The sequence below is a fragment of the Rahnella perminowiae genome (assembly GCF_019049695.1).
Taxonomy (GTDB): Bacteria; Pseudomonadota; Gammaproteobacteria; order Enterobacterales; family Enterobacteriaceae; genus Rahnella; species Rahnella perminowiae.
In genome coordinates this window covers 84731-108545 of the sequence record NZ_JAFMOT010000183.1, presented here as the reverse complement: position 1 = coordinate 108545, position 23815 = coordinate 84731, and the positions used below count along the sequence as shown (strand labels likewise).

The window sequence follows — 23815 nt, the reverse complement described above, 5'->3', positions numbered from 1 at the left end:
TATAAAAAAGAGGTTCCAAAATAACATTGTGCATTCGCCCAAGAATACCCCCGCTGATTGTGACTATTCTTTTGCATACACACATCGGTGTGGGAGGAGACTCACAGATTGTGCAAAGGCGATAACCGCGCCAACAAAAGGGTGATTAGCATCACATTGATTCTGTCACCTGCAACACAGAATGACATCCAACAGGCAAAAAGCTGGTCAGTTGCACAATGAGGTTCCCTGAAGACTGCCTTATAATGGATTCCATATCCTGTATTACCCGAGTATGTTTACAAGAGTCTTATTGAGCGTCAACTTCAGAGAATTAACCGGGATATATTATTCCGGGATGTTTAATAAACGCGGAGACAGTTATGTCACGTAATAAAGATAAAGAACACGCTACCGAAGCGCTTTTTATTAAAGTTCATGAAAGCGATAACGTAGCAATTATTGTGAATGACAACGGCTTAAAGGCCGGCACCCGATTTGCTAATGGTCTGGAATTAATTGAGCATATTCCGCAAGGCCATAAAGTGGCACTAGAGCCGATTGCCAAAGGCGGCGATATTATCCGTTACGGAGAAATCATTGGTTATGCAGTACGGGATATTGCGCAGGGCGGATGGATCGACGAATCACTGGTAGAATTACCGGTCGCGCCTGAACTTGACAGCCTGCCGCTGGCCACCCGTGTACCGCCGGAACTGCCACCGCTGGAAGGTTATACCTTTGAAGGTTACCGTAATGCCGACGGCAGCGTCGGCACCAAAAACCTGCTGGGGATCACGACCAGTGTGCACTGCGTGGCGGGCGTCGTAGACTACGTGGTGAAAATCATTGAGCGTGATTTACTGCCTAAATTCCCCAATGTCGACGGTGTCGTGGCGTTGAACCATCTTTACGGCTGCGGTGTGGCGATTAATGCGCCTGCGGCGATAGTGCCGATCCGCACTATCCACAATCTGGCGCTGAACCCGAACTTTGGCGGCGAAGTGATGGTGGTCGGTCTGGGCTGTGAAAAGCTGCAACCCGAGCGCCTGCTGGAAGGTACCCCGGACGTGCAGGCGATTTCCCTCGACGACACGCATATCGTCCGTTTGCAGGATGAACAGCATGTCGGTTTCCAGTCGATGGTGGACGATATCCTGACCGTCGCACAATTTCATCTGGAACGCCTGAACCGCCGTCAGCGCGAAACCTGCCCGGCTTCAGATCTGGTGGTGGGCACGCAGTGTGGCGGCAGTGATGCTTTCTCAGGCGTAACTGCCAACCCGGCAGTAGGTTATGCATCAGACCTTCTGGTGCGCTGCGGCGCAACGGTGATGTTCTCGGAAGTGACAGAAGTACGCGACGCCATCCATTTGCTGACGCCTCGCGCTGCGGACGTCGACGTGGGTAAGCGTCTGCTGGAAGAAATGGCCTGGTACGATAATTATTTGTCGATGGGCCAGACTGACCGCAGCGCTAATCCGTCTCCTGGCAACAAAAAAGGGGGGCTGGCTAATGTGGTTGAAAAAGCGCTGGGCTCCATTGCTAAATCCGGTACCAGTGCGATTTCTGAAGTGTTGTCACCCGGACAGCGTCCGACCAAAAAAGGCCTGATTTACGCCGCCACACCTGCCAGTGATTTTGTCTGCGGAACCCAGCAGTTGGCTTCGGGTATTACCGTTCAGGTATTCACTACCGGACGCGGTACGCCATACGGTCTGCTCGCCGTGCCTGTGATTAAAATGGCCACACGCACCACACTGGCAAACCGCTGGCATGACCTGATGGACATCAACGCCGGGACAATCGCAACGGGTGATGCCACTATTGAGGATGTGGGCTGGGAACTGTTCCATTTCATTCTGGACATCGCCAGCGGGCGCAAGAAAACCTGGTCAGATACCTGGGGCATCCACAATGCACTGGCGGTGTTTAACCCCGCCCCCGTGACCTGAGTCACCGATCCTCCGATAAACCAAAGGCCAGCAAATGCTGGCCTTTTGATGTTTCTGCACTGAAGAAAAACCTACTGCGCCGCTGCGGCACCGGCTTGTTCTGCACCGACCAGCCCGACTTTCAGATAACCGGCTTTACGCAGGTTATCCATCACGCTCATCAGCGTTTCGTAATCCACACTCTTATCCGCACGGAAGAAAATCGTACTCTGTTTATTGCCCTGAGTACGCTCATCCAGCATGGCGGTCAGATTACTGCTGTTGACCGGTATATCACCGAGAAACAGTTGCTTATCAGCTTTTACCGACAGGAAAATCGGTTTCTCCGGACGCGGCTGTTGTTTTGCCGTCGAAGCCGGTAAATCTACCCGCACATCTACGGTAGCCAGCGGCGCTGCCACCATGAAAATGATCAGCAATACCAGCATGACGTCGATAAAAGGCGTGACGTTGATGTCATGCATTTCACCACTTTCGTCGATATCATCGTTTAACCGAATAGCCATAATCTGTTCTTACCCTACACGTAACTGACCTGTCTGACCGCGTGGCGTATTGCTTTTGCTGGCAGCCAGATCCAAATCACGGCCCTGTAACAGGATTATCTGCGCCGCCACATCGCCGACCTGATGACGATAAGAGGTGATAGTACGGGCGAAAATATTGTAGATCACCACCGCAGGGATGGCCGCAATCAGGCCCACAGCCGTCGCCAGTAAGGCTTCGGCAATACCCGGTGCCACGACCGCCAGATTGGTGGTCTGCGTCTGTGCGATACCGATGAAACTGTTCATGATGCCCCATACAGTACCGAACAGGCCGACGAACGGAGAGATTGCCCCGATGGTCGCCAGAATACCATTGCCACGGCCCATGTGGCGGCCGGCAGCGCTGACGCGGCGCTCAAGGCGGAAACCCGTCCGCTCCTTAATACCGTTGTTGTCAGTTGATCCTGCAGAGAGTTCAAGCTCGTTTTGGGCATCACGGATCATCTGCGCGCTGATGCTGCTGGCGGCAAAACTTTCAGCCTGCTCGGCAGCTTCATCCAGTGTACGAACAGAAGACAACGCGTCAAATTCACGGCGCATACGGCGTTTGCCGGTGAAAACGTCTGCCCCCTTGCTGAATAACAACGCCCAGGTGACCACAGAAGCCAGCAACAGACCGATCATGACGGTTTTCACCACCACATCAGCATGATGGTACATGCCCATAACAGACAAATCGGTTGGAATGACAGGTGCGGTATCCGTTGGTGCGGGTTGCATCACCGGAGCCGCCGTTGCGTCACGGGTTGCCGGTGCTGGGGTATCCGCCGTTGCAGGTTGAGTTGCAGCAGAACTGACGGCTTGTCCAGCCGGCGTCGCCGGTGCCGCCATCGCGTTGCCACTCAGGCCAGCAACCAACATTAACGACATCAGTAATGAGGTCGCCTCTTTCATCTTATTGCGAGCCGTTTTCACGCGTCGCCTCCAGCCAGAATCAGTATGTAGAAAGAATGAATAAGTCGGATGATATCAAAAAAAAACACCTAATTGATAGTCGTTCTCATTATTATTTACATTATCCCGCCTGGCGACCTGCGTGTCATTGACTGATCACAAGGTTTTTCCTTTTTGCACAAAGGATGAACAATTTAATCTCCGTCACATTTCCCGGAAGAATTACACCATTAATCAATCATCTGACGCTTATTACCAAGTCAAAACAATGTTTTAAATATTAAGCAACGGCTTTTTATATTTGTTATAAGTTTGTGATAACGCTCAAATACCGCGCAATAAAAAATAAGGTAATGTGCTTCTACTGGGGAAGACCACACACCGGCACCCTATGTATCCTTTTAATTTATAAGCTTATTTAGTCATTTTTAACATGGACAGGTTGCACCCCCGGGTACACCGTGTTCGACGCTTGCTCTCATTTATCTTTCCCTTACTGAGTACCCTGGAGACAAACTGATGAAAATGCAAAAAGCACTTCTCAGCCTTTGCCTGAGTTCCGCGACCCTCTTATTTACCCATGGCGTGGCAGCACAAACGCTCAAAGCCGCTGATGTACATCCGCAAGGCTATCCCAACGTAGTCGCTGTCCAGCACATGGGCGAAAAACTGCAAAAGCAAACGGACGGACGCCTCGAGATTAAAACGTTCCCGGGTGGCGTACTGGGTGATGAAAAGCAGGAAATTGAACAGGCACAGCTTGGTGCGCTGGATATTATCCGTGTGTCGATGACACCGGTTGCCTCGATTTTGCCGGAAATTAATGTTTTCACCCTGCCCTACATTTTCCGCGACGAAAATCATATGCATAAAGTACTCGACGGTCAGATCGGTAAAGAGATCGGCGATAAGATCACTAACAACCCGAATTCACGGCTGGTCTTTCTTGGATGGATGGATGGCGGAACACGTAACCTGATCACCAAACAGCCGGTGGTGAAACCGGAAGATTTGCATGGCATGAAAATCCGCGTACAGGGCAGCCCTATTGCACTGGCAACGCTGAAAGCGATGGGCGCAAATCCGGTGGCGATGGGTGTCAGTGAAGTGTTCAGCGGTATGCAGACCGGCGTCATCGACGGCACTGAAAACAACCCGCCCACTTTTGTCGCCCATAATTACCTGCCGGTTGTGAAAAACTACACCTACAGCCGCCATTTCATCATCCCTGAACTGTTCCTGTATTCAAAAGTGAAATGGGACAAGCTGAAACCGGAAGACCAGCAGTTAATCCTCAAACTGGCAAAAGAGGCGCAGGATGAACAACGCGAACTGTGGAAAACCTATAACGAGAAAGCCCTCGCCACCATGAAAGCAGGCGGCGTGAAATTCTATGAAATTGACCCTGCAACCTACGTCAAAGCCACACAATCCGTGCGCGATGAATTCGGTAAAGATCATCAGGAGCTGATGCAGCAAATCGCTGACGTGAAGTAAACCCTGACACTGGCAGTCTGCGGACTGCCTCTTTCTGATCATTCACCGGGGGATTTATGGTTTCGAGTTATCACACCCTGATGGACATTCTTTACCGCTGCGCGATGTGGCTGGCGGGTATCGCTTTGCTGCTGATGGTGGCGGTGATCCCCATTGGGATCTTTGCCCGCTACGTCATGAACAACGCCCTGTCGTGGCCGGAACCGATCGCGATTATGTGCATGGTGACCTTCACGTTTATTGGTGCCGCCGTCAGTTACCGTGCCGGTTCGCACATTGTCGTCGCCATGGTCACTGACCGGCTGCCGCCCGTGCTGAAAAAATTTGCCGCATTGCTTTCTGATCTGATGATGCTGGCGATCAGCGTATTTATTTTCTGGTACAGCCTGCAATTATGCAGCGAACTCTGGCAGCAGCCGGTGGCGGAATTTCCGTTGCTGACTGCCGGGCAAACCTATCTGCCTCTGCCTCTCGGTTCTGCGCTGACGCTGTTATTCATCATTGAGCAGATCATTGCCGGCCCGCAACATCAGCGGCCTGTAGTGATACTGGGCAACTCTGACGCCTGACCGGAGCCTGTTATGGACGCGATAATCTTGTTGTTAACGCTGGCGGTAATGCTGGCGATTGGCGTGCCGGTCGCCTACGCCGTCGGTCTGAGCGCACTGGTCGGTGCCTGGTGGATTGACCTGCCGTTTGAAGCCCTGATGATCCAGCTCACCAACGGCGTGAACAAATTTTCCCTGCTGGCGATCCCGTTTTTCATTCTGGCGGGCGCGATCATGGCCGAGGGAGGGATCGCCCGCAGGCTGGTCAGTTTTGCCTACATCTTTGTCGGGTTTATCCGCGGCGGGCTGTCGCTGGTGAATATCGTGGCCTCGACATTTTTCGGTGCGATCTCTGGTTCCTCAGTGGCCGATACTGCCTCGATCGGATCGGTGATGATCCCGGAAATGGAAAAAAAGGGCTATCCGCGTGACTTTGCGGCGGCCGTCACTGCCAGCGGCTCGGTACAGGCGATCCTGACGCCACCCAGCCATAACTCGGTGATTTACTCGCTGGCGACCGGCGGTACGGTGTCGATTGCCGCGCTGTTCATTGCCGGTATTCTGCCCGGTTTACTGCTCAGCCTGACGCTGATGGTGATGTGCGTAATGTTCGCGCACAAGCGCGGCTATCCGAAAGGCGAACGTGTGCCGTTCCGCCAGGCGCTGAAGATTTTTATCGACACGCTGTGGGGGCTGATGACCGTAGTCATCATCATGGGCGGTATTCTCAGCGGAGTATTTACCGCAACAGAATCTGCGGCGATTGCCTGTCTGTGGTCATTCTTCGTCACCATGTTTATCTACCGCGATTACAAGTGGAGCGAGCTGCCGAAACTGATGTACCGCACGGTCAAAACCGTCAGCATCGTGATGATTCTGATCGGGTTTGCCGCCAGCTTTGGCGCAGTGATGACCTACATGCAGTTGCCGATGCGCATCACCGAATTCTTCACTTCGATCTCCGACAACAAGTACGTGATCCTCATGTGGATCAATATCATGCTGCTGGTGATCGGCACGCTGATGGACATGGCACCGATCATTCTGATCCTGACGCCGGTGCTGTTACCTGTGGTGTTATCGCTCGGCATCGACCCGGTGCATTTTGGCATGATCATGCTGGTGAACCTGGGCATTGGCCTGATCACCCCGCCGGTCGGCTCGGTATTGTTTGTCGCCAGCGCGGTGAGCAAGCAAAGCATTGAGCATGTCGTCAAAGCCATGATGCCGTTCTATTGCATGCTGTTTATGGTGCTGATGCTGGTGACGTACATCCCCACTATTTCTCTGTTCCTGCCCAAACTGTTTGGCGTCTATACCGGCTGATGCCAAACCGGTTTCTCCCTTGCCCGTCGTCATGACGGGCTTTTTTTTGCACAGTTGGCTGAAATTTTCTCATCCATCTGCCAAAAGCCTGACCCCATAAATTCATCATGTTAAGTTAATTGCATATCCGCGGATGCCAGAGCACACCGCGCAACAAAACAGGGTGAAATACGGATTATGTCGTCAAAAAAAATTGAAACCACACTGGTCAGCGCCGGACGGAACAAGAAATTTACGCAGGGTTCAGTGAATACCGTGATACAACGCGCCTCATCACTGGTGTTTGAAACCGTGGCGGATAAAAAACATGCCACTGCTAACCGCGCCAATGGCGAGTTGTTTTACGGACGCCGGGGCACCCTGACGCATTTCTCCTTCCAGGAAGCGATGGTGGAACTGGAAGGGGGCGAGGGTTGTGCGCTGTATCCGTGTGGCGCAGCGGCAGTCAGTAACGCGGTGCTTTCATTTGTCAGCAGCGGCGACCACATTCTGGTTGCGGGTTCGGCTTACGAACCCACCCAGGATTTCTGTGAAAAAGTACTGAAAAAACTTGGCGTATCCACGACCTATTTTCCAGCCAATATCGGCGCGGGGTTAGGTTCGCTGATGCAGCCCGACACTAAAGTAGTATTTCTGGAATCACCAGGCTCAATCACCCTGGAAGTCCCCGATATTCCGGCAATGGTGAAAGCCGTGCGGGCAGTGAACCCGGAGGTTGTCATCATGATCGACAATACCTGGGCGGCAGGTATTTTGTTTAAAGCGCTGGAATTCGATATCGATATTTCAATTCAGGCAGGCACCAAATATATCGTCGGTCATTCTGATGCCATGATCGGCACCGCTGTATCGAACGCACGCTGCTGGGATCAACTGCGGGAGCAGTCGTATCTGATGGGGCAGATGGCGGATGCTGATACCGCTTACGTCGCGAGTCGCGGTTTGCGCACCCTGAGTGTGCGGCTTAAACAACATGCAGAAAGCAGTATCCGCATTGCGCAATGGCTGGCAGAACGGCCCGAAGTGGCGGTAGTTAATCATCCCGCATTACCCGGCAGCAAAGGCCATGAATTCTGGAAACGTGATTTCACCGGCAGCTGTGGCCTGTTCTCTTTTGTACTGAAACAGCGCCTGAGCAAACAGCAACTTTCCGATTATCTCGATCACTTCGAGCATTTCAGTATGGCCTATTCCTGGGGTGGGTTTGAATCGTTGGTTTTAGCCAATCAGCCGGAAGAAATCCAGGCGATACGCCCGGCAGAAACCGTCGATTTCACCGGTACGCTGGTACGGTTGCATATCGGGCTGGAAAATTGTGACGACCTGATCGCCGATCTTTCAACAGCCTTTGAACGGATTGCGACATCCTGATCCGCAGAGATTGCGACACACCGCGCAGATCGGTAAGGTGTCTGACGTATTTTCGTTCGCAAAATGAGAATAATCTGTAAGCTCTCAGGAGTCCCGGTCACCTCTGCCGGGGCATTCTGTCTTTTTCCCAGGAGCCTCAGATCAACGTCTTCTGGCGTAAATCGCGATACACTGGTAAGCGACAGTTTTTAATGAACAGAAACAGGACAGAATATGGCCGTTATTTGCGACATTTTTCATGCGCTCTGGCAGCATGATTTCAGTATGCTCGCCGACCCGAAACTTCTCTGGGTGATTTACGCTGTTCTGTTCGCCACGCTTTTTCTTGAAAACGGGCTGCTTCCCGCCTCTTTCCTGCCCGGTGACAGCCTGCTGCTGCTGACCGGCGCGCTGATTGCCAAAGGTGTCATGAGCTTCGTGCCGACCCTGATTATTCTGGTCACCGCTGCCAGTCTGGGCTGCTGGCTGAGCTATATTCAGGGCCGCTGGCTCGGTCATACCCGCCTGGTGAAAGGCTGGCTGCTGCAACTTCCTGCGCACTATCATCAGCGCGCACATCATATGTTTACTCAACACGGGCTGATGGCACTGCTGGTTGGCCGTTTTCTGGCGTTTGTCCGCACCCTGCTGCCTACCATGGCGGGCATCTCAGGACTGAACAATGCCCGCTTCCAGTTCTTTAACTGGCTGAGCGCCATTCTGTGGGTCGGTGTGGTGATCACTCTCGGGTTCGCGCTGAGCCACATTCCGCTGGTCAAACGCCATGAAGATCAGGTCATGGCGGGATTGATGATTTTACCGCTTCTGTTGCTGGTGATGGGGCTGGTTGGCGGGCTGGTGGTGGTATGGAAGAAACGCAAATGTCGTGCCTGAGCGTACTGCTCAGGCTTTAAACGCCACATCCGCTAACGCCAGCACTCCGGAACTCCCTTCACGCAGACGCGCCATCTCATCACTCGGCGTGACGCCAAAGTAACGCTTAAATTCACGACTGAATTGTGAGGCGCTTTCATACCCGACCTGTAATGCCGCTACGCTGGCTTTCACGCCATCAAAAATCATCAGCGTCCGCGCCCGGTGCAAACGATAGGTTTTCAGGTACTGCAACGGCGAGGTGCTGGTCACGGCTTTGAAGTTATGGTGAAACGCAGAAACACTCATGTTCACTTCGCTGGCCAGCGCTTCCACACTCAGATTATCGGCGTACTGCGCTTCTATCCGGCGTAGGGATTTGGCTATCTGGCTGAAATGTGTGTGGCGGTTAACCAGCGCCTGTAACGCCCCGCCATTCTCACTGGTCAGAATAAAGAACAGGATCTCGCGAATAATCTTTGGCCCGAGAATGCGGGCATGCAACGGCTTATCCATTACATCCAGCAGTCGCTCTGTGGCACATAAAATATCGCCATCCAGTACGCCGGAATTGATACCGGTGGAAGGCTCTTTCTGACGCACCACGCTTTCGTCGCCCATATCCATCAGTAAATCCTGCAACATCAGGTTATCAATACTGATCTGAATACCGGCCAGCGGCTCCCCGGGACTGCTGAAGGTTTCACATTCGAAAGGCAGCGGTACGGTCAGCATCAGATAATTGTGCGGGTCGTAAGAAAAGGTTTTCTTGCCCAGATATCCGACTTTCCGCCCCTGAAAAAGGATCACGATACCGGGATTATAGAGAACCGGCTGGCGCGGATGGTAACGCGTGGTGTACATCAGCGTTACCTGCGGTACTGCCGACGGCGTCAGGTTTTTATCACCGCTGAGTTGCGCAACTCTGGCTGCCATGCGGGCGCACAGACTGTTCACGTTTTCCATCCTTCTGCTTCCCCATATTCAATAAACTGGCAGTGATTCTGCCATAACCCCCTAATTTCCTACAGAGACAAGCAGAATCAGGCAAGACTCCGGCAGAAATGGGCATCTTGCTGCCGCCAATTTTCTCTTACAGTTAATGTCGCCTTCCACAGCGGGATACCCCTGCATAAATGCGATGAACTGCTAGTCTGTATGAACGCACTTTTCATTCGCTGATTGTGAGCGACCTTCGGTCACCGGCTCTTTTTTCTGATAACTTCTTATTTCAATTCACTATTCATCTAACCCGAGACTTCGGAGGATATTATGTCTGCACCTACCGCTGCTGAGAATACCTTTAACGCCTGGGCCGCTGCAGGCCCGAATCAGCCACTTGAAGCTTTCCCGTTCGATGCCGGCCCGATTGGCGATGAAGAAATTGAAGTCGCCATTGATTACTGCGGTGTTTGCCATTCGGATTTGTCGATGCTCAACAACGACTGGGGAATCACGCAGTATCCATTCGTACCGGGCCATGAAGTGGTCGGCAAAATCGTCAAAATAGGTAACCATGCGCAAAACAAAGGGCTGAAAGTCGGCCAGATTGTCGGCGTGGGCTGGAACCGTGGCAGTTGTATGCATTGCCACCCTTGCATGTCCGGCGATCAGCACCTTTGTCATGACGTGGAAGCCACCATCATCGGCCATCACGGCGGCTTTGCTGACCGCATCCGCAGCCACTGGGCGTGGGCGATCCCGCTGCCGGAAGGCGTGGATATCACCAGCGCCGGTCCGTTGTTCTGTGGAGGTATTACCGTCTTCAACCCGCTGCTGCAATTTGGCGTACTGCCTACTCACCGCGTCGGCGTGATTGGTATCGGCGGTTTAGGCCACATGGCGCTACGCTTCCTGAATGCGTGGGGCTGCGAAGTCACCGCGTTTACGTCATCACTGGCCAAACGTGATGAAGCATTGTCACTCGGTGCGCACCGCGTTATCGCCACCCGTGACAGCGGAGAACTGAAGAAAATCGCCGGTCAGCTGGACTTTATTATGGTGACTGCCAATGCTTCGCTGGACTGGGACGCCATTATCGGCGCGCTGGCACCGAAAGGCCGTCTGCATTTTGTGGGCGTGGTGCCGGAAGCTGTTCCGCTGCATGTCATGGCGCTTATCAGCAAACAGGCAGAAATCTCCGGTTCACCGACCGGTTCTCCTTCCCGTCTTGCCGACATGCTGGCGTTCTGCGCCCGTCATGAAATCACGCCGCAGGTTGAGCACTTCCCGCTGAGTAAAATTAATGATGCCATCGAACATCTGCATGAAGGGAAAGCGCGCTACCGCGTGGTACTGGATATGCATGCTTAGGCATTTTTTTCACATAAAATAGCTAGCCTGCTCAGCAAGATGCCGTTTCGTTAACTAGACTTAACGGCAATCCCTACACGGTGCCCGCGCATTCCGGCCGGCACTCTGCCCTGAAAGGAGAAACTCATGGCAACGCAACCCATCATCAAACTTCACGATGGCAACCTGATGCCTCAGTTAGGACTTGGCGTATGGAAAGCCAGTAATCAGGAAGCCACCAGCGCGGTGAAAACGGCGATTGAAACCGGCTATCGCCACATTGACACCGCCGCCATTTACAAAAATGAGGAAGGCGTCGGCGAAGCGATTGCCGCTAACCTTGTTCCGCGTGAAGAGCTGTTTATCACCACCAAACTGTGGAATGACGATCAGCTAAACGCGCCACAGGCGCTGGAAACCAGCCTTAAAAAGCTGAAAACCGATTATGTCAATTTGTACCTGATCCACTGGCCACAACCGGCACAGGGTCATTACGTCGATGCCTGGAAAGCCCTGCTGAAACTGAAAGAACAAGGGTTAGCAAAAAGTGTCGGCGTGTGTAATTTCCCGCTGCAACACTTACAGAAGCTGAAAGACGAAACCGGTATTTTCCCTGTGGTCAATCAGATTGAGTTACACCCGCTGATGCAACAGCGCCAGTTGCACGCCTGGAATGCCACCCACACCATCGCTACTGAGTCCTGGAGCCCGCTGGCGCAGGGTGGCGAAGGCGTATTCGATCAGCCCCTGATCCAGAAACTGGCGGAAAAATACGGCAAAACCCCCGCGCAGATAGTCATCCGCTGGCATCTGGATAACGGGCTGATTGTTATTCCGAAATCGGTGACGCCAAAACGTATCCGTGAAAACTTCGACGTGTTTGATTTTAAACTGGAGAAGGAGGAACTGGCGGAAGTGACCAAACTGGATAAAGCACACCGTCTGGGGCCGGATCCGGAAAAAGGGCTGTAAATCGTTCCTTTCATGCTTTAAAACTAAAAACCCGCCACGGCGGGTTTTTTATTAGACAAAACAGGGTTACACCGATGGCTGAACCAGCATATTTCCCGCTGAGCCGCGGTCAGCCAGTTCCAGCGCGCCGCTGCGGTAAACAAACGGAAAATGATCGTACGAAGGCTGGTTGAAATACACCAGCAGTTCGACATCGCCATCCACCCAGACCGTGTCTTTGAAACCGGCATCTTCAACCAGCGGAGCAGCACCGTTGACGCTTTTCACCAGGAAAGACACACCTTCTGCATGGAAGGTCTGCGGCATATCCGCATGAACAGTCCAGCGTTCCCATGTCCCCTGCTGCGCGGTCAGATCGATACGGTTGATATCCCACATCGCGCCGTTGATCCCCGGTTCACTGTCACCGAGACGCAAATCCCGGGTACGGACAACGTTACCGGAAAGGATCTGATCGGCCAGCAAACGCATCGGCAGATTATCTGTCACCAGAGGCAACAGACCTGTGGGTTTCAGCGTCAGAACAATAGTTGACACCAGAATGCTCGAGGGCTCAAACAGGCCACGTAATCGGTCCATCATCCCCGCGGCTTCACCGGCAGTAATCGAGACATCCTCGCCCTGCGACATATCCACCAGCACTTCGCGGCGTTCTCCCGGCCCGAGCGACAAACGTTTAACGGTCATTGGCGCAGGCAGGAAACCCAGATCAGAAGCCACGACGTGAAACGCACGGTTGTCAGTCATGCTCAGTTCGTAACGACGGGCATTGGATGCATTCAGCAAGCGCAAACGCACCCAGCCCCGCGAAACCTCGACATAAGGACTTTGCACACCGTTTACCAGCATGGTGTCACCGAAGAATCCGCCTGATGCCGGCGTATCATATTGCGGTACGCCGAAACCATCCAGACGCTTGTCCTGAATAATCAGCGGGAAATCATCTACACCGTAATGATTCGGTAATGGCAGGTTCTTACTGACTTCATCCTCGACAATCCACATGCCCGCCAGACCGTTGTAAACATGCGGCGCCATACGGTCAGGCGTATTAGCATGATACCAGCAGGTCGCGGCAGCCTGACGGATTGGCAACACCGGTGACCAGTCGACACCCGGTTGCATCAGACGCGCTGCGCCACCGGTTAAGGTTCCAGGCTCAAGCAAACCGCTCACGGTCATGGAAACCGGTTCGGCCAGACGGTTGCTGTAAATGAGTTTAACGTCATCGCCGCTGTGCACTTTAACTGTCGGACCGAGGTACATTCCATTAATGCCCCAGACCGGTGCCTTTGCGCCGCCAAGGAATGACCAGTGCGCTGCCTGCAACGTCAGAAACAGCGGTTGCCCACGGCGCGATTCAAGCAGCGGGGGAACAGGTAATGCCGGTTGCGAACCACTCGCTTCTGCTTTTAAAGGCAGAGCACCTGCGGCAAGAGCTACGCCGGAGGCCTGCAGGAACGAGCGACGACTGAGTGACATATCTTCTCCATGAAAACAAAAACATAAACTGTATTGAACGCCGCCGCCATCAATGGCAGCGGGAATAATCCGCATCGTAATTCACATGACAGATCCGTTGACTGCCCGGAATATTTTGCGGATTTATAGGTAGTATTATTTTTTTGCGGCGGCTTCACGCTGCGCAACTTCAGCATCCAGCTCGGCGATTTTATCCGCCATGATCTGACGGCAATGTTCGGACAATTCACGCAAACGATCTTTGGTGTAACCGCTGGTGTCGATCGGTGGCAGAATTTCGACAATCACCAGCCCGTTAGACCAGCGGTTTAGCTTCACCTTATTGCTGGTGTTCGATACACAAATCGGCACTATGGGCACACCGGCCGCTATCGCCGCGTGGAATGCGCCGGTTTTGAACGGCATCAGACCGCGTCCACGGCTGCGGGTACCTTCCGGGAACATCCAGATCGACAGGTTCTTTTTCTTAATCTGACTCACGACCTGCGCAATGGTGCCGTGCGCTTTGGCGCGGTTATCACGGTCAATCAGCAGATTACCGGTAAGCCAGTACAACTGACCAAAGAACGGGATCCAGGCCAGGCTTTTTTTGCCCACGGTAACGGTGCCAGGCATGACGACCGATGATGCCGTCACCATATCGTAATTGTTTTGATGGTTGGCAATATAAATACAGTTGCCATTATTCACGGCATCTGCCGGAATACGTTTTTCAACACGCAGGCCTAATACCGGGGCGAGACGGCCAAACAACTTACCAAATGTCGCCACATGTTTCGGATTACGCGGGCTGAAAAGGCAGTAGATGCAACCAAAGACAGAGACCAGAATCGAGTAAACTACCACGATAATCAGACGCAAAATAAATAACATAACATCCTCTTAAAACTACAGCCGAAGCCGGTAAGAAACCTGTGCAGTTTCGCTCCCTGTGCGGTGAACTATTCTCAAGCCTCATTCAACACCGCACAACGGTTTTATTAATACAAATGTAAAATTTTTGCACTGCACGACAGTCTCAGGCCACTGAATCCTATCAAAAGATTTCAGGGCACCAATGTGCCCTGATTTTTGCCGGTCAGTGGCAGACTTATTCTTCGCTTCCACCGCCACTGGCGCGTACAGGGGAATCGATTTCAACACGATCGATACGTTGCAGCCCGCGCGGCAGAAGCGTGCCTTTACGACCACGTTCAGCACGGAATTTCTGCAGGTCTTCCGGACGGAGAACCAGCTTACGTTTACCGACATGCAGCGTGACCGAAGTTTGCGGTGGCAGAACCAGTAACCATGCCAGTTTATCTTCGCCACTGGCCGCCTGTGCAGCCGGTATTGAGACAATTTTGTTACCCTTGCCTTTCGACAACTGCGGCAGATCCGCTACCGGGAACAGCAACATCCGTCCTGCGGCCGTAATCGACAACAGCATATCCTCATCGCCATGAAGTTCCATTGGCGGGAAGGCTTTGGCGTTATCAGGCAAAGTGATCATCGCTTTGCCTGCACGGTTACGAGCCACTAAATCGTTGAAGGTACAAACGAAACCATAACCGGCATCCGATGCCATCAGCAGTTTCTGGTCGTCCGCCGCCATCAGTACATGCTCGATGGTTGCGCCCGGCGGTGGTGTCAGTTTGCCGGTCAGCGGTTCACCCTGTCCGCGTGCGGACGGCAGCGTGGTCGGATCAAGCGCATAACTGCGACCGGTGGAGTCCATAAACACCACGGGCTGATTACTTTTGCCTTTGGCCGCAGCGCGGAAACTGTCACCGGCTTTGTAACTCAGGCCGGAAGCATCAATGTCATGGCCTTTAGCGCTGCGTACCCAACCTGATTCTGACAACACAATGGTCACCGGCTCAGACGGAATAAAATCGTGCTCGCTCATCGCCCGCGCTTCTTCACGCTCAGTGATCGGTGAGCGGCGCTCATCACCAAAAGCTTCGGCATCCGCCTGTATCTCTTTGCGGATCAGCGTGCTCAGTTTCCGCTCAGACGCCAGTAATGCCTGCAATTGATCCCGCTCTTTCGCCAGTTCATCCTGTTCACCGCGGATTTTGGTTTCTTCGAGTTTCGCCAAATGGCGTAATTTCAACTCCAGAATAGCTTCAGCCTGCGTGTCTGACAGTTCAAAACGCTGCATCAGTACCGGTTTCGGCTCATCTTCAGTACGGATGATGTGGATCACCTCATCGATATTGAGAAACGCGATCAGCAAACCTTCCAGGATATGCAGACGTTTCAGCACTTTATCGAGACGGAAATTCAGACGACGACGAACGGTATCGCGGCGATAATCCAGCCATTCTTTCAGGATCTCAACCAGTCCTTTGACCTGCGGACGGTGATCAAGACCGATCATGTTCATGTTAATGCGGTAGCTGCGTTCCAGATCGGTGGTCGCAAACAGGTGATTCATCACCTGATCCAGATCGATACGGTTGGAGCGCGGCACGACCACCAGACGGGTCGGGTTTTCGTGATCGGATTCATCACGCAGATCTTCAACCATTGGCAGCTTTTTAGCACGCATCTGGCTGGCGATTTGCTCCAGCACTTTCGCGCCGGAAACCTGATGCGGTAACGCAGTGATCACGGCACTGCCATCTTCTTTGTGCCAGACCGCACGCATACGCACCGAGCCTTTACCCGATTCGTACATTTTGCGGATTTCATGACGCGGCGTGATGATCTCTGCTTCTGTCGGGAAATCAGGCCCCTGCACGAATTCCAGCAGGTCTTCGAGCGGGCTGTTCGGTTTCTCAAGCAATGCCACCGCAGCAGCGGCCACTTCGCGAATATTGTGCGGCGGAATATCGGTCGCCATCCCGACTGCAATGCCGGTGGTTCCGTTAAGCAGAATATTCGGCAGACGCGCAGGCAGCATTTTCGGCTCCTGCATCGTGCCGTCAAAGTTCGGCACATAATCGACTGTGCCCTGACCTAATTCACGCAGCAACACTTCGGCATATTTGGACAGACGCGATTCGGTATAACGCATCGCGGCGAAGGACTTCGGATCATCCGGCGCCCCCCAGTTCCCCTGGCCGTCAACCAGCGGATAGCGGTAAGAAAACGGCTGCGCCATCAGTACCATGGCTTCGTAGCAGGCACTGTCACCATGCGGATGATATTTACCCAGCACGTCACCAACGGTACGCGCGGATTTTTTGAATTTGGCGTTATTACTCAGGCCCAGCTCTGACATCGCGTAAATGATACGGCGCTGCACCGGCTTGAGCCCGTCACCGATAAACGGCAGCGCGCGGTCCATGATGACGTACATGGAATAGTTGAGATAGGCGTTCTCAGTAAACGTATGCAGGGCTAAACGCTCTGTTCCGTCATGAGTCATTTCGCTCATTGATGTTTAATCCTCAGACCCGTGGCGTTATCGTTTTGGAAATTAAGGAAGCTTGCATCCGCAGGCGCGTGATGTCCGCTGCCGCGAGGCAATGATGTCCGCGATAGTACATCATCTGCCGTATGACTGTCACAGTTGCTGTGTTTCTGCCTTATTTTTAAACAATTATTTCCTCACAAAATGGTTAAATTACCGCGTTGTCCCTTCGATTATTGCATTTGAGTCAATAGTATTGTGTGTAATCTCACATTTTTCTGTCATGCAGAGTTGAGTACACTACGTGATAACAGTCTGACCACCAGAATTGAAGAATTCCCGATAAGGAAAAACATGAGCAATATCCTGATTATCAATGCCGGTAAGACCTTTGCCCATTCCAAAGGCGCGTTGAACAATAGCCTGACCGATGTCGCGACCTCTTTTCTGCGCGATAAAGGTCATGAAGTGCGTGTGACCGTGCTGGAAGACGGTTATGACGTGCAGACTGAAATCGAAAGCTATCTGTGGGCTGACGCCATCATTTATCAGCAACCGGGCTGGTGGATGGGCATGCCATGGACGCTGAAAAAATACATCGATGAAGTGTTCACCGAAGGCCATGGCAAACTGTACGCCAGCGATGGCCGTACACGCTCCGATGCCTCGAAAAAATACGGTTCAGGCGGTCTGCTGCACGGTAAATGTTATATGTTGTCCGTAACCTGGAACGCACCTTTAGAGGCGTTCGAAGATAAAGAACAATTTTTCCATGGCGTCGGCGTTGACGGCGTGTACATGGCACAGCACAAAGCCAACCAGTTCATCGGCCTTGATACATTACCGACTTTTATGTGTAACGATGTGATCAAACAGCCTGATGTAGAAGGTGATTTTGCGCGCTACCGTGCCCATCTTGAAAATGTTTTCGGCCAGGCTTAAGGTTGAGGGTCACCCGGGAAAGAGGTTTTTATGATCACTGTTATTGCTGAAATCAAAGTCAAACCAGGCCGTCGCGATTCGGTCATGGAAAAAATCACCGCCCTGCTGCCGAGCGTTCTGGCAGAGAAGGGCTGTCACCGTTATGAACCTTATGTTGATTTCAACGGCCAGATCCCCTGGCGTAAAACAGTACCTGACTCCATTTTCATGCTGGAAGACTGGGAAAGTCTGGCGCATCTCGAAGCGCATCAGCAGGCTGATCATATGGATAAGCACCGCGAAAATATTAAAGCAGACGTTCTGGATGTGGTGATCCATATTATTGAGAAAGCCTGAGTTTACTGCCTGATGAAAATCGCCGGAATGTAGCCCGGCAATTTTCATCGCATCGTTATAAGACACGTTATAGCGCGACGTAACCTAGCGATTTCGGCTAAGCCCCACCGTTGCATTATAAGCGGCCCACACTTCTTTACGATGCACGACAGTGCTCAATTGTAGCCGTCTGTTTTTCTTTATCAGGGTGTCCATGACAATGTCCTGCTCCCAAGGGGGAGAAACAGGCGTCTGCTCAAACCAGAAATAAACGTTATTTTTAAATTTTTGCCAGTTCCGGTAAATATGCCGTAATTCAGATCCCGTAATTGAACGGTTTTTTTCAGGTTTATTTTCATCCGGATTAATACCACGGTATGATTTATTCGCGACAGCAGTAATATCCAATTCATCCAGCACGAAATGAATATTTCGCCCTTTCGACACGGCCCATTCTACGATGGCCTTGCATTTCCTGCGTAAATTTTCATTATTTCGCTCACCGTTTAATGCTGAGCAATACTTTATGTGTGATGAAATGAAATGCTCAAGCGAGGCCTGTTCCGCAAGTCGGCAAGGCTGGTCATGCCTGAGGACTTTAAAAACATCTGCGGTGATTACCCCGTTTTGAAATCCCTTAACAGAGTACATATAACGCTTTCTTCCAAAATCTGTATGCAGACCGTAAATAAGATCGCCGGTTTTAGGTAATGGCATTGCTCCTCCTGAGCTTCACTTACGGGACTATTCAGCCCTCAACAATCAAAACCACATGGTAAAACGCCCGGCAGGAAGATGAATCATTCCTCTCCGGGCTTACAGAGACTTCTTACGATGAAGCTTAAACGTCCAGTTCGGCGGTATCGCCTTTTTCCTGTAACCAGTTACGGCGATCTTCAGACCGTTTCTTCGCCAGCAGCATATCCATCATGCGCAGCGTCTGATCGATATCCTCCTCATCGATGGTCAGTTGCACCAGACGACGGGTATTCGGATCGAGCGTGGTTTCACGCAGTTGCAGCGGGTTCATTTCACCCAGACCTTTAAACCGCTGTACGTTCGGCTTACCTTTCTTACGTTTCAGTTGCTCCAGCACGCCTTCTTTTTCCTGCTCGTCCAGCGCATAGAACACTTCTTTACCCAGATCGATACGGTATAACGGCGGCATTGCCACATAAACATGGCCGCCACGCACCAGGGATCGGAAGTGACGGACAAACAGCGCGCACAGCAAGGTGGCAATGTGTAGACCGTCGGAGTCCGCATCCGCCAGGATACAGATTTTGCCGTAACGCAGCTGGCTCAGATCTTCGCTGTCCGGATCAATACCGATTGCCACAGAAATATCGTGCACTTCCTGCGAGGCCAGAACTTCATCGGATGAGACCTCCCAGGTATTGAGGATCTTACCTTTGAGCGGCATGATCGCCTGATATTCCCGATCGCGCGCCTGTTTGGCAGAACCGCCCGCTGAATCCCCTTCCACCAGGAAGAGTTCGGTCATGTTCAGATCCTGTGATGTACAGTCAGCCAGTTTGCCCGGCAGCGCAGGGCCGCTGGTCAGTTTCTTACGCACCACTTTTTTCGCTGCACGCAGACGACGCTGGGCACTGGAAATGCACAGTTCCGCCAGTTGTTCTGCGGCCTGAACGTTCTGGTTCAGCCACAGACTGAAGGCATCTTTCACCACGCCGGAAACAAAGGCCGCACACTGACGCGAGGACAGGCGTTCTTTGGTCTGACCGGCGAACTGCGGATCCTGCATTTTTACTGACAGCACATAGGCACAGCGTTCCCAGATATCTTCCGCAGACAGCTTCACGCCGCGCGGCAGAATATTGCGAAATTCGCAGAACTCGCGCATGGCCTCAAGCAGCCCCTGACGCAGACCGTTAACATGCGTACCGCCCTGCATGGTCGGGATCAGGTTGACGTAGCTTTCAGTCAGCAATTCGCCGCCTTCCGGCAGCCACAACAGTGCCCAGTCAACCGCTTCGGTATCACCGGCAAAATTCCCGACAAAGGCTTTTTCTGGCAGCGTAATCAGGCCATTGACTGCTTCCATCAGGTAATCGGTCAGACCGTCTTCATAACACCAGCGTTGTTCGGTGTTATTCACTTTGTCTTTAAACAGGATTTCTACGCCAGGACACAGTACGGCTTTGGCTTTCAGCAAGTGGCTGAGGCGGCTGACCGAAAAACGCGGACTGTCGAAGAAACTGCCATCAGGCCAGAAATGAACGCTGGTACCGGTGTTGCGCTTACCGCAGGTGCCGGTAACGTGCAGGTCCTGCACTTTATCGCCATTTTCAAATGCCATTTCATACACTTCGCCGCCGCGTTTTACCGCCACTTCAACGCGTTTGGATAAGGCGTTAACCACTGAAATCCCTACGCCATGCAGGCCGCCGGAAAACTGGTAATTTTTGTTGGAGAATTTACCGCCCGCGTGCAGACGGCAGAAGATCAGTTCGACCGCCGGAACACCTTCTTCGGCGTGGATATCCACCGGCATGCCGCGACCGTCATCAATGACTTCGAGAGACTGATCTTCGTGAAGGATGACTTCAATGCGTTTGGCGTGGCCTGCTAATGCTTCATCCACGCTGTTATCAATCACTTCCTGACCGAGATGATTTGGCCGGGTCGTATCGGTGTACATGCCCGGACGGCGGCGCACCGGTTCGAGTCCGCTGAGGACCTCTATGGAATCCGCGTTATAAGTTGATTGGCTCATCGTTGATTATTCGTGGCTCATAGGTTTGTGGGCTAACGATACAGTATGTGGGCGGGTGGAAGCACTGGCAGCAAGCAGAGGCTATAAATCCGGGGTAAAAGTCACCCTGACGATGTTAGTCTGCGGCCAGTTCCAGGAAATCTACAATCGGCGAAAAATAACGTTCAAAGCCGACAAATGCGTGATTCCCCCCGGGTTCGACCGTCTGGCGACAGGTGGTGTAGTACGCCACAGCCTGACGGTAATCGAGAATTTCATCGCCCGTTTGCTGCAGCAACCAGAGTAAATCCGGTGACTCCAGCGGTTCGACCTGCATGACTTTCAGATCATAAACGTGGCGTGACTCTAACACATATTGCTGGCCGGTGTAGGGGTTCTCGTTTTGTCCGAGGAAGTCGATCAGCAGCTCATACGGCTTCACCGCCGGGTTCACCACCACGGCCGGCACGGCAAAACATTGCGACAGCCACGTGGCGTAATACCCCCCCAGCGAGGAGCCAACAATACCCAGTTTTTTACCCGCATTGCTAATGACCAGACTCTCAAGTTCTTCCGCGGCGTCAGCCGGATAAGGCGGTAATTGCGGGATAATCATATCGATATGGGGATGATTAACCGCCAGCCAGTTTTTTAATGACGTGGCTTTCGCTGAGTGCGGAGAACTGTTGAATCCGTGCAGGTAAAGTAAGGTGTTCATTCGTAGCCGTCCGACTCCGTGTCAGGATGAAACTCGCTGGTTTCCAGACGGAAGACTTCAGTCTCTACACGGCCGTCCGGATATAAATCAAGGTAACGCCAGCCCGGTGCAACCGTATCAATCGTGAAATTGGTGCAATGCGGTTTAAACTGTACGCAGGTTGACGGCGTCGCATAAAGACGGCGTCCGTACCAGTCAAGATCAAGCTCCTGATGAATATGTCCGCACAACAGCGTATTCACTTTCGGGTAATTCACCAGGGTATTCGCCAGCATATGCGCATTGCGCAGGCTGTGCTGATCAAGCCAGGTGCAGCCTGAAGGCAGCGGATGATGGTGTAACATCAACAAAGTAAAACGATCAGGGTACGCGTTCAGACAGCGTTCCATCCATTCCAGCTGATATTCGCTCAGCTCGCCGTGCGGCACACCGAATACCTGTGTATCCAGCAGGATAATTTGCCAATGTTCACCAAGCAGAACGTGTTTCGAAGGGTTGATCCCCGCATCCTGCAAGGCATTGACCATCGCAGGCTGGAAATCATGATTGCCCGGCAGCCAGACGCAGGGCGCGGTCAGCTCGCCGATACCGCGGGCAAACTGATGGTAGGCTTCCACCGACTGATCCTGTGCCAGGTCCCCTGTTGCCGCGATAATATCGACTTCACGCTGCTGCGCTTTGATGGCGTCCAGCACTGCGCGATAGCTGTTAAACGTATTCACGCCTAACAACGTTTCATCTTCACCGGCAAAAAGATGGGTATCAGTAATCTGTAGAATCCTGACTTTGGCCCCATTCACCAAAGGCAGTGTAAACAGGCTTTCCAAATCGTTTCCTTTGTTGTTGAAGTCTGTCTAACAAACCGGAATTGCCATCGCTCCGTGCGCAAGGCAATAACGCAGCCAATCCGCAAGGAACTGGTTAATTTGATGCTTTTCATCACGCTGATGCAACTTTTTATTCGGATAATCATAACGTGCTTTGAAGCGAAAGATCTGCTGACTCGCACACACTTCGGCCACCATCGCATCATGATACAGGCGAACGGTGAGCGAAGGCAGGCTCCAGTAACTCACGGCCGGCGCAGTCTGTTTGATTTCTATCAGGGATGTATAACGTGTTGATTCGAGGATCGTCAGGCAATACGTTGCGCTACTCACCTGATATGTCACCGTTTCACCAGGTTCATCGGTGCGTGGCATCAAACGGCGCAATTGTGCAAAATTTGTTTCACACAATCTCATCATTTCAGGGAAGTCAGGGGTATAGCGCTTAATCATTAGTTAGCCCACTCTTTTTTCAGGGATTCATGGTGCAGCTGCAGCCATTGCAGGGCAATCACTGACGCCGCATTGTCTATCGCTCCTTCTTCCACCCACCGGTAAGCCTGCTCACGGCTGACCACATGTACCCGGATGTCTTCATTTTCTGCTTCCAGACCGTGAATTCCTTCTGCCGTCGTGGCATCAACTTCACCGACCATAATGGAAAGACGCTCGCTGGTTCCGCCCGGACTTGCCAGGTAATTCACAGCCGGTTTGCAGCGTTTCACCACAATGTTCGCTTCCTCGAGTGCTTCGCGGCGGGCAACATCTTCCACTGTCTCGCCCTCTTCAATGATACCGGCGACCATCTCCAGAAGCCAAGGAGTATCACTGGAATCCAAAGCAGGGATGCGGATCTGTTCTATCAGCACCACTTCATCCCTTTTCGCATCATAAGGTAAGAGTACCGCAGCGTGGCCGCGCTCAAAAACTTCACGGACGACTTCTGCGCTCATTTCTCCATTAAACAGCCGATGGCGAAACCGATATGCAATAATAGAAAAAAAACCTTTATATCGTGTCTCGCGTGCAATAATTTCTACATCATCTTTGCCGAAAGTAACCGGTGACCGTTTAAATGAAGACATGGAATGTTTCCTTATCCCTCACAGAGGTAATTTATTGCCCTTTGAGGTCAGTTTGATGAAAATGCGTTAATAATAATCAAGGTTGTTTGTGATAGATTTAGGCTCATTCACTCGGGAAGGCACGTTAAGCCAACCGCCCCGCTAGCCTGACTCTGC

General features: G+C 52.3%; 22 protein-coding genes. 10 read left to right on the top strand and 12 right to left on the bottom strand.

Translation table 11 applies throughout. From position 1 onward, the window contains the following. Positions 1 to 362 precede the first annotated feature (362 nt). Positions 363 to 1934 carry a galactarate dehydratase gene (garD, locus tag J1781_RS17775; protein ID WP_217233966.1) on the top strand — a complete coding sequence of 524 codons (1572 nt, stop codon included), beginning with the start codon at positions 363 to 365 and terminating at the stop codon, positions 1932 to 1934. A gap of 71 nt (positions 1935 to 2005) precedes the next feature. On the opposite strand, the gene exbD is transcribed toward garD, so the two are convergent. Continuing rightward, complete coding sequence (gene exbD, locus J1781_RS17770; protein ID WP_217221039.1) at positions 2006 to 2440, bottom strand: TonB system transport protein ExbD; 435 nt, start codon at positions 2438 to 2440, stop codon at positions 2006 to 2008. A 9-nt stretch (positions 2441 to 2449) separates the two neighbouring features. After that, the gene (gene exbB / locus J1781_RS17765) at positions 2450 to 3376 is read right to left on the bottom strand and encodes a tol-pal system-associated acyl-CoA thioesterase (RefSeq protein ID WP_235174233.1); all 927 of its coding nucleotides are present in this window, start codon (positions 3374 to 3376) and stop codon (positions 2450 to 2452) included. A gap of 519 nt (positions 3377 to 3895) precedes the next feature. Between exbB and J1781_RS17760 the strand changes: the two genes are divergently transcribed. The 5 genes from J1781_RS17760 to J1781_RS17740 all read left to right on the top strand — a co-directional run bounded on the left by J1781_RS17760 (position 3896) and on the right by J1781_RS17740 (position 8991). After that, entirely contained in the window at positions 3896 to 4873 is a 978-nt protein-coding gene (locus J1781_RS17760; protein WP_217138239.1) for a TRAP transporter substrate-binding protein, read from the top strand. A 56-nt stretch (positions 4874 to 4929) separates the two neighbouring features. Continuing rightward, positions 4930 to 5442, top strand: coding sequence for a TRAP transporter small permease (locus J1781_RS17755; protein ID WP_129954539.1), 513 nt, complete (start codon positions 4930 to 4932; stop codon positions 5440 to 5442). A 12-nt stretch (positions 5443 to 5454) separates the two neighbouring features. Beyond that, positions 5455 to 6747, top strand: coding sequence for a TRAP transporter large permease (locus tag J1781_RS17750; protein WP_217233965.1), 1293 nt, complete (start codon positions 5455 to 5457; stop codon positions 6745 to 6747). Positions 6748 to 6924: 177 nt separating this feature from the next. Then, positions 6925 to 8118, top strand: coding sequence for a cystathionine beta-lyase (metC, locus tag J1781_RS17745; RefSeq protein ID WP_217221040.1), 1194 nt, complete (start codon positions 6925 to 6927; stop codon positions 8116 to 8118). Positions 8119 to 8331: 213 nt separating this feature from the next. Continuing rightward, positions 8332 to 8991 (top strand): DedA family protein, encoded by a 660-nt coding sequence (locus J1781_RS17740; RefSeq protein ID WP_129954533.1) that lies wholly within the window; start codon positions 8332 to 8334, stop codon positions 8989 to 8991. A 9-nt stretch (positions 8992 to 9000) separates the two neighbouring features. Here J1781_RS17740 and J1781_RS17735 read toward each other — a convergent pair whose 3' ends face one another. Further along, positions 9001 to 9936 (bottom strand): AraC family transcriptional regulator, encoded by a 936-nt coding sequence (locus tag J1781_RS17735; protein ID WP_129954632.1) that lies wholly within the window; start codon positions 9934 to 9936, stop codon positions 9001 to 9003. Positions 9937 to 10242: 306 nt separating this feature from the next. Here J1781_RS17735 and ahr point away from each other — a divergent pair, with 306 nt between their 5' ends. Both ahr and dkgA read left to right on the top strand, forming a co-directional pair. Beyond that, a complete protein-coding gene (gene ahr, locus J1781_RS17730; protein WP_217221041.1) occupies positions 10243 to 11283 on the top strand; it encodes an NADPH-dependent aldehyde reductase Ahr in 1041 nt (346 codons plus the stop codon). 126 nt (positions 11284 to 11409) lie between these two features. Then, positions 11410 to 12234, top strand: a complete 825-nt coding sequence (dkgA, locus tag J1781_RS17725; protein WP_217233964.1) for a 2,5-didehydrogluconate reductase DkgA — start codon at positions 11410 to 11412, stop codon at positions 12232 to 12234. Positions 12235 to 12300: 66 nt separating this feature from the next. Here dkgA and ftsP read toward each other — a convergent pair whose 3' ends face one another. The 3 genes from ftsP to parC form a co-directional block, all read right to left on the bottom strand. Next, positions 12301 to 13716: a cell division protein FtsP gene (gene ftsP, locus J1781_RS17720; RefSeq protein WP_129954527.1), complete on the bottom strand. Its 1416-nt coding sequence runs from the start codon at positions 13714 to 13716 to the stop codon at positions 12301 to 12303. A 135-nt stretch (positions 13717 to 13851) separates the two neighbouring features. Beyond that, entirely contained in the window at positions 13852 to 14589 is a 738-nt protein-coding gene (locus tag J1781_RS17715) for a 1-acylglycerol-3-phosphate O-acyltransferase (RefSeq protein ID WP_129954525.1), read from the bottom strand. 217 nt (positions 14590 to 14806) lie between these two features. Further along, the gene (parC, locus tag J1781_RS17710) at positions 14807 to 17080 is read right to left on the bottom strand and encodes a DNA topoisomerase IV subunit A (protein ID WP_217233963.1); all 2274 of its coding nucleotides are present in this window, start codon (positions 17078 to 17080) and stop codon (positions 14807 to 14809) included. 330 nt (positions 17081 to 17410) lie between these two features. On the opposite strand from parC, the gene J1781_RS17705 reads away from it, so the two are divergent. Next, a complete protein-coding gene (locus J1781_RS17705) occupies positions 17411 to 17998 on the top strand; it encodes an NAD(P)H-dependent oxidoreductase (RefSeq protein ID WP_129954522.1) in 588 nt (195 codons plus the stop codon). Positions 17999 to 18028: 30 nt separating this feature from the next. Continuing rightward, positions 18029 to 18334, top strand: a complete 306-nt coding sequence (locus tag J1781_RS17700; RefSeq protein ID WP_129954520.1) for a putative quinol monooxygenase — start codon at positions 18029 to 18031, stop codon at positions 18332 to 18334. An 84-nt stretch (positions 18335 to 18418) separates the two neighbouring features. On the opposite strand, the gene J1781_RS17695 is transcribed toward J1781_RS17700, so the two are convergent. From J1781_RS17695 to nudF, 6 genes are all read right to left on the bottom strand, one after another. Next, entirely contained in the window at positions 18419 to 19030 is a 612-nt protein-coding gene (locus tag J1781_RS17695) for a hypothetical protein (RefSeq protein ID WP_129954518.1), read from the bottom strand. Between the two features lie 124 nt (positions 19031 to 19154). After that, entirely contained in the window at positions 19155 to 21050 is a 1896-nt protein-coding gene (gene parE, locus J1781_RS17690) for a DNA topoisomerase IV subunit B (protein WP_129954516.1), read from the bottom strand. Between the two features lie 115 nt (positions 21051 to 21165). Beyond that, positions 21166 to 21747 carry an esterase YqiA gene (gene yqiA / locus J1781_RS17685; protein WP_217159145.1) on the bottom strand — a complete coding sequence of 194 codons (582 nt, stop codon included), beginning with the start codon at positions 21745 to 21747 and terminating at the stop codon, positions 21166 to 21168. Next, positions 21744 to 22574, bottom strand: coding sequence for a 3',5'-cyclic-AMP phosphodiesterase (gene cpdA, locus J1781_RS17680; protein ID WP_129954512.1), 831 nt, complete (start codon positions 22572 to 22574; stop codon positions 21744 to 21746). The genes yqiA and cpdA overlap by 4 nt, the downstream gene beginning before the upstream one ends. Before the next feature lie 27 nt (positions 22575 to 22601). Beyond that, entirely contained in the window at positions 22602 to 23027 is a 426-nt protein-coding gene (locus tag J1781_RS17675; protein ID WP_015695861.1) for a DUF1249 family protein, read from the bottom strand. After that, the gene (gene nudF / locus J1781_RS17670) at positions 23027 to 23659 is read right to left on the bottom strand and encodes an ADP-ribose diphosphatase (protein WP_129954510.1); all 633 of its coding nucleotides are present in this window, start codon (positions 23657 to 23659) and stop codon (positions 23027 to 23029) included. The genes J1781_RS17675 and nudF overlap by 1 nt, the downstream gene beginning before the upstream one ends. Positions 23660 to 23815: the final 156 nt, after the last annotated feature.

Excerpts from the sequence above, each read along its gene's own strand:
- J1781_RS17735 (WP_129954632.1), bottom strand. The coding sequence starts at position 9,936 with ATGGAAAACGTGAACAGTCTGTGCGCCCGCATGGCAGCCAGAGTTGCG.
- exbD (WP_217221039.1), bottom strand. The coding sequence starts at position 2,440 with ATGGCTATTCGGTTAAACGATGATATCGACGAAAGTGGTGAAATGCAT.
- parC (WP_217233963.1), bottom strand. The coding sequence starts at position 17,080 with ATGAGCGAAATGACTCATGACGGAACAGAGCGTTTAGCCCTGCATACG.
- J1781_RS17700 (WP_129954520.1), top strand. The coding sequence starts at position 18,029 with ATGATCACTGTTATTGCTGAAATCAAAGTCAAACCAGGCCGTCGCGAT.
- J1781_RS17715 (WP_129954525.1), bottom strand. The coding sequence starts at position 14,589 with ATGTTATTTATTTTGCGTCTGATTATCGTGGTAGTTTACTCGATTCTG.
- parE (WP_129954516.1), bottom strand. The coding sequence starts at position 21,050 with ATGAGCCAATCAACTTATAACGCGGATTCCATAGAGGTCCTCAGCGGA.
- nudF (WP_129954510.1), bottom strand. The coding sequence starts at position 23,659 with ATGTCTTCATTTAAACGGTCACCGGTTACTTTCGGCAAAGATGATGTA.
- yqiA (WP_217159145.1), bottom strand. The coding sequence starts at position 21,747 with ATGAACACCTTACTTTACCTGCACGGATTCAACAGTTCTCCGCACTCA.
- dkgA (WP_217233964.1), top strand. The coding sequence starts at position 11,410 with ATGGCAACGCAACCCATCATCAAACTTCACGATGGCAACCTGATGCCT.
- ahr (WP_217221041.1), top strand. The coding sequence starts at position 10,243 with ATGTCTGCACCTACCGCTGCTGAGAATACCTTTAACGCCTGGGCCGCT.
- ftsP (WP_129954527.1), bottom strand. The coding sequence starts at position 13,716 with ATGTCACTCAGTCGTCGCTCGTTCCTGCAGGCCTCCGGCGTAGCTCTT.
- J1781_RS17755 (WP_129954539.1), top strand. The coding sequence starts at position 4,930 with ATGGTTTCGAGTTATCACACCCTGATGGACATTCTTTACCGCTGCGCG.
- J1781_RS17695 (WP_129954518.1), bottom strand. The coding sequence starts at position 19,030 with ATGCCATTACCTAAAACCGGCGATCTTATTTACGGTCTGCATACAGAT.
- J1781_RS17705 (WP_129954522.1), top strand. The coding sequence starts at position 17,411 with ATGAGCAATATCCTGATTATCAATGCCGGTAAGACCTTTGCCCATTCC.
- J1781_RS17740 (WP_129954533.1), top strand. The coding sequence starts at position 8,332 with ATGGCCGTTATTTGCGACATTTTTCATGCGCTCTGGCAGCATGATTTC.
- J1781_RS17760 (WP_217138239.1), top strand. The coding sequence starts at position 3,896 with ATGAAAATGCAAAAAGCACTTCTCAGCCTTTGCCTGAGTTCCGCGACC.
- metC (WP_217221040.1), top strand. The coding sequence starts at position 6,925 with ATGTCGTCAAAAAAAATTGAAACCACACTGGTCAGCGCCGGACGGAAC.
- J1781_RS17750 (WP_217233965.1), top strand. The coding sequence starts at position 5,455 with ATGGACGCGATAATCTTGTTGTTAACGCTGGCGGTAATGCTGGCGATT.
- garD (WP_217233966.1), top strand. The coding sequence starts at position 363 with ATGTCACGTAATAAAGATAAAGAACACGCTACCGAAGCGCTTTTTATT.
- exbB (WP_235174233.1), bottom strand. The coding sequence starts at position 3,376 with ATGAAAGAGGCGACCTCATTACTGATGTCGTTAATGTTGGTTGCTGGC.
- J1781_RS17675 (WP_015695861.1), bottom strand. The coding sequence starts at position 23,027 with ATGATTAAGCGCTATACCCCTGACTTCCCTGAAATGATGAGATTGTGT.